At 68.7% G+C, this 4,651-nt stretch carries 4 protein-coding genes; all 4 read right to left on the minus strand.

The genetic code is table 11. The features are described 5' to 3' along the window. Positions 1–204: 204 nt before the first annotated feature. From ccsB to AB8Z36_RS28495, 4 genes are read right to left on the minus strand one after another with little or no spacing between them, the layout of a single operon-like run. Positions 205–1,305: a c-type cytochrome biogenesis protein CcsB gene (gene ccsB / locus AB8Z36_RS28480; protein WP_440582018.1), complete on the minus strand. Its 1,101-nt coding sequence runs from the start codon at positions 1,303–1,305 to the stop codon at positions 205–207. Beyond that, on the minus strand, positions 1,302–3,014 hold the full coding sequence (resB, locus tag AB8Z36_RS28485) for a cytochrome c biogenesis protein ResB (RefSeq protein WP_369216253.1): 1,713 nt from the start codon (positions 3,012–3,014) through the stop codon (positions 1,302–1,304). The genes ccsB and resB overlap by 4 nt, the downstream gene beginning before the upstream one ends. 3 nt (positions 3,015–3,017) lie before the next feature. Continuing rightward, positions 3,018–3,782 carry a cytochrome c biogenesis CcdA family protein gene (locus tag AB8Z36_RS28490; RefSeq protein ID WP_369216254.1) on the minus strand — a complete coding sequence of 255 codons (765 nt, stop codon included), beginning with the start codon at positions 3,780–3,782 and terminating at the stop codon, positions 3,018–3,020. 10 nt (positions 3,783–3,792) lie between these two features. Continuing rightward, entirely contained in the window at positions 3,793–4,440 is a 648-nt protein-coding gene (locus tag AB8Z36_RS28495) for a TlpA family protein disulfide reductase (protein ID WP_369216255.1), read from the minus strand. Positions 4,441–4,651 lie beyond the last annotated feature (211 nt).

The raw sequence follows: 4,651 nt of genomic DNA on the forward strand, positions 1-4,651 counted from the left end.
CCGTAGTAGTTGAACAGCCAGCAGCCGAAGGCGATCAGGGCCAGGTAGGCGGGGTCTACTTCTACGAGTGCGACCCGGGGACGGATGTCAGGGGAGTGGACTCCCACACGTATCTGCGGGGGCAGCTGGACGCGATCACCGTGCGGGGCGGGGCGGGTTCCGTGGATTAGGGCCGCCGGCCTCGGTGGCCGTGGCGCTACGGGGTCAGACCCCGGCGTAGGAGTGCTTGCCGGTGACGAAGATGTTCACGCCGTAGTAGTTGAACAGCCAGCAGCCGAAGGCGATCAGGGCCAGGTAGGCGGCCTTGCGGCCCTTCCAGCCCGCGGTGGCGCGCGCGTGCAGGTAACCGGCGAAGGCGACCCAGGTGATGAAGGACCAGACCTCCTTGGGGTCCCAGCCCCAGTAGCGGCCCCAGGCGTCGCCCGCCCAGATGGCGCCCGCGATGATCGTGAACGTCCACAGTGGGAAGACGGCGGCGTTCACGCGGTAGGAGAACTTGTCGAGGGTGGCCGCCGAGGGGAGCCGCTCAAGGACGGACGTGGCGAACCTGCCGGGCTGCCCGCCGTTCTGGAGCTTCGTCTCGTAGCTGTCGCGGAAGAGGTAGAGCAGCGTGCCGACGAAGCCGACGTAGAAGACCGCGCCGCAGAAGATCGCCGTGGAGACGTGGATCCACAGCCAGTACGAGTGCAGGGCGGGGACGAGCTGGTCGCTGGCGGTGTACAGGACCGTGACGGCCAGACCGAGGTCGAGCAGGACCGTGGTGACCAGCGGCAGGCCGAGCCAGGCGATGTTCTTCTTCAGCGCGAGCAGCACCAGGTACACGGCGACGGCGACGGTGGAGAAGGTGATGCTGAACTCGTACATGTTGCCCCACGGCGCCCGCTGCACCGACAGGGCGCGGGTGAGCACACCGCCGAACTCCAGGAGGAACGCGAGCACGGTGAGCGAGACCGCGATGCGGCCGTAGAGGTCGCCCTTCTCGTCGCCCGCGGCGGCGCCGGGACCGTCCGGCACGTCCCGGGAGCCGGTGACGGAGCGCGTGACGACCTTGGGCCGCTCAAGGGTCGCCGTGCCGCCCTTGGCCTGGACGGCGACCTCGGGGGCCTTGGCCTTGGCCGTGGTCTTGGCGGGGGTCAGCGCGGCGGCCGTGCGGGCGACCTTGCTGCGGCTGCCGAAGAGCCACTCCGCCATGTGCGCGAAGAAGGCCAGGAGGTAGACGGCCATCGCCGAGTAGATCAGCACATTGCTGATGTGCGCGAGGTTCTCGTTGGGTTCGGCGGCGGCCAGGGTGGTGGCGAGATTCACTTCTCAGCCCCTTCGGCAGGTACGGCTTCGGTATCCGGTTCGGGCGCGCTCGGCGTCTTCTCGTACAGGTGGGCGGCGAGGTCGGAGAGTTCGTCGGGGAGCTTCGCGGACTCGCTGCGGCCGAGGCCCGCCATCTCCACGACGGTCACGCCGTCGGGGCCCCGCACCGCCCGCACCCAGACCCGGCGGCGCTGGATGAACAGCGATCCGGCGAGGCCTCCGATGGCGGCGAACGCGCCGACCAGCGCCCACAGGGAGCCGGGCTCCTGCGAGATCTGGAAGGTCGCCCACTCCTTGAGGTCCTTGTCGAAGGTGATCGACCCGGCGCCGCCCGGCAGCTTCATGGTCTCGCCGGGCAGCAGCCGCTTCTTGAACAGCTCGCCCTTGGAGTCCTTGAACTTGGTCATCTTGCGGGTGTCGAGCTGGTACACGTTCTGCGGCACGCCGGAGTCCACGCCCAGGCTGCCGTGGTACGCGGAGAGCGCGAGCACGGGGAAGTCGGGGGCGGGGAACTGCGAGAACATCTGGCCCCGGCCCTCGCCCGCGAACGTCGGGACGAAGAAGGCGTTGAAGCCTAGCTGCTCCTTCTTGCCGTTCTTGTCCTTGTAGCCGTCCAGGACCTTGATGGCGCCGGTCGCGGTGCCGTTCTGGTCGATGGGCAGCAGCGGCACGTTCGCGCTGTAGACGACCTTGCCCTTGCCGTCGCGGACGGTGACCTTGGGGGCGTAGCCGTGGCCGATGAGGTAGACCTTCGACCCGTCGATCTCCAGGGGCTTGTTGACCTCGATGGTCTTCTTCTTCTCGGGGCCGTCGGTGCCCTCGGAGTAGCTGACCTTCGCCTGGTAGGTGCGGGGCGTGCCGCGGTTGGGTCCCGACCTCTGGTACGTGCCCTCGAAGTCGTCGAGCCGGAAGCTGAACGGTGCCAGCTCATCGGTGCCGAAGAGGCTCCCCGACTTGAAGTCGTCGTACTGGCTGAGGGTGTTGGCGAAGCCGTCCCCCTCCATGATCAGTTTGCCGCCCTCGGACTTGAAGAGCTGTCCGGCGGCGAAGGCGACCAGCATCACGATCAGCGCGATGTGGAAGATCAGGTTCCCGGCCTCGCGCAGATAGCCCTTCTCGGCGGCGACCGAGACCGCGCCGTCGGGGCCCGCGGTGTGCGCCCGGAAGCGCCGCTGCCTGAACAGGGCGAGCGCGGCCTCGTGCACCTGCTCGGGCCCGGCCTCGGTGCGCCACGTCGTGTACGCGGGCAGCCGTGTCAGCTTCTTCGGGGCGCCCGGCGGACGGCCGCGGAGCTGGCCCACGAACTGCCAGGTGCGGGGCACGATGCAGCCGATGAGGGAGACGAAGAGCAGGATGTAGATCGCGGAGAACCACACCGAGCTGTAGACGTCGAAGAGCTGGAGCTTGTCGTAGAGCGGCCCGAGCGTGGTGTGCCGGTCCATGAAGTCCTGGACCTTGAGCTCGTCCACGTTGTTCTGCGGGATCAGCGAGCCGGGGATGGCGCCGAGCGAGAGCAGCAGGAGCAGGATCAGCGCGACCCGCATCGAGGTGAGCTGCCGCCAGAACCAGCGGACCCAGCCGACGACGCCGAGGGACGGCAGGTTCGGCGCGTCCTCCTTGGGCGCGGTCGAGAGCTGAGCACCGGCCTCGCCGAGTCCGCCCTGTTCACCCTGCTCGTTCTGCTCTTCGGGGGCTTCGGTCTTGCTCATGGATCAGATCCCCACCGTGTAGCCGTTCGACCAGACCTGCATCTGCTGCACGATGCTGTCCCACACGCCGGTGAGGAGGAGCAGGCCAGTCGCGATCATCATGATGCCGCCGACGCGCATCACCCAGACGTAGTGCCGCTTCACCCAGCTGAACGCGCCGAGCGCCTTGCGGAAGGCGACGGCCGCGAGGATGAACGGTACGCCGAGACCCACGCAGTACGCGACGCTCAGCAGTGCACCGCGCCCCGCGCTCCCCTGATCCAGCGAGAGCAGGCTGACGGCGGCGAGCGTCGGGCCGACGCAGGGCGCCCAGCCGACAGCGAACAGGGCGCCCAGTATCGGGGCGCCCGCGAGACCGACGGCGGGCTTCTTGTGGAAGCGGAACTCTCGCTGGGAGAGGAAGGGCATCAGCCCCATGAAGAAGAACCCGAGCAGGATCATCACCACGCCGAGCACCTTGGTGACGACGCTCTGGTGCTCCTGGAGGGTCTGCCCGAACTGCCCGAAGAGCGCGCCGTAGGAGACGAAGACCACGGTGAAGCCGAGCACGAAGAGCGAGGAGCCCACGACCATCCGCCCCCGTCTGGCCTCGGCCATGTCCTGGCCGCTGACCCCGGTGACGTAGGACAGATAGCCCGGCACGAGCGGCAGCACGCACGGGGAGAAGAAGGAGACCAGGCCGCCGAGGATGGCGACGGGCAGGGCCGTGAGCAGGGCCCCGTTCATGACGGTCTGGTTCGGGGCGCCTACGGCGGCGAGCGTGGACATCAAGGGGAGATCACTTCTCCGCGATCAGCGGGTCGATCATCTTGCGCAGCTTCTCCTCGTTGAGGGGCTGCTGCGAGCGGGCCGCGACCTTGCCGTCCCGGTCGATCACGACCGTGGAGGGGATGAAGTTGGGGTTGAGCGTGCCCTTAGGGAAGCGCAGCATCAGCTTGCCCATCGGGTCGTGCAGGCTCGGGTAGGGGACCTTGTAGTCCTTCTCGAAGGAGATCGCCGGGCCCTTCTGCGGGTCGCGGGTGTTGATCCCCACGAATCGCACGCCCTTGTCCTTGGTGGCGTTGGCGACCTTCACGAAGTTCGGCGCCTCGGCCCGGCAGGGCGGGCACCAGGAACCCCAGACGTTCAGGACGACGACCTTGCCCTTGTAGTCGGCGATGTCGAGGTGTTCGCCGGTCAGGGTCTCGCCGTCGATCTTCGGGCCGTCCTTGCGGTCACCCTTGTCCAGGGTGGCGATGCCGTCGGAGCCGGTCACGAAGTTCGTGTTGCCGCCGCCCCCCGACGTGCCGCCCGAGCCGCAGGCCGACAGGGTCAGGGCGGCGACCGCGGCCCCGGCGGCCAGCAGGGCGGCACGGCCGCGACGGCCGCCGCGGCGGCGGCTGCGGCTGTCGTTCGTGCTCTGGGGGGCGCGGCAGGCGGCACTCATGTGAAAAGTTTCGCATGTCTGTTTCGGGGATCTTCCGCGCCCCCCGCGGTCGCGGAAAGTCCCATTTCAGGAGGGTTGCCGAGCTGCTCCCGGACCGGGCCGCCGGATGGCGGTCACACGGTCCGGCGGGACGGCTTCAGGCCGTCTTGCCGAGCGCCTTCCAGCCACCCGCCGGGGCCTGGCCGACCTCAAGGCCCTGGAGCGCCTGGAG

The sequence above is a fragment of the Streptomyces flavofungini genome, assembly GCF_041028215.1.
Classification (GTDB): domain Bacteria; phylum Actinomycetota; class Actinomycetes; order Streptomycetales; family Streptomycetaceae; genus Streptomyces; species Streptomyces flavofungini_B.

What these genes read in the sequence shown, in the direction of transcription:
- resB (WP_369216253.1), bottom strand. Translation starts at nt 3,014, where the DNA reads ATGAGCAAGACCGAAGCCCCCGAAGAGCAGAACGAGCAGGGTGAACAG.
- AB8Z36_RS28490 (WP_369216254.1), bottom strand. Translation starts at nt 3,782, where the DNA reads ATGTCCACGCTCGCCGCCGTAGGCGCCCCGAACCAGACCGTCATGAAC.
- AB8Z36_RS28495 (WP_369216255.1), bottom strand. Translation starts at nt 4,440, where the DNA reads ATGAGTGCCGCCTGCCGCGCCCCCCAGAGCACGAACGACAGCCGCAGC.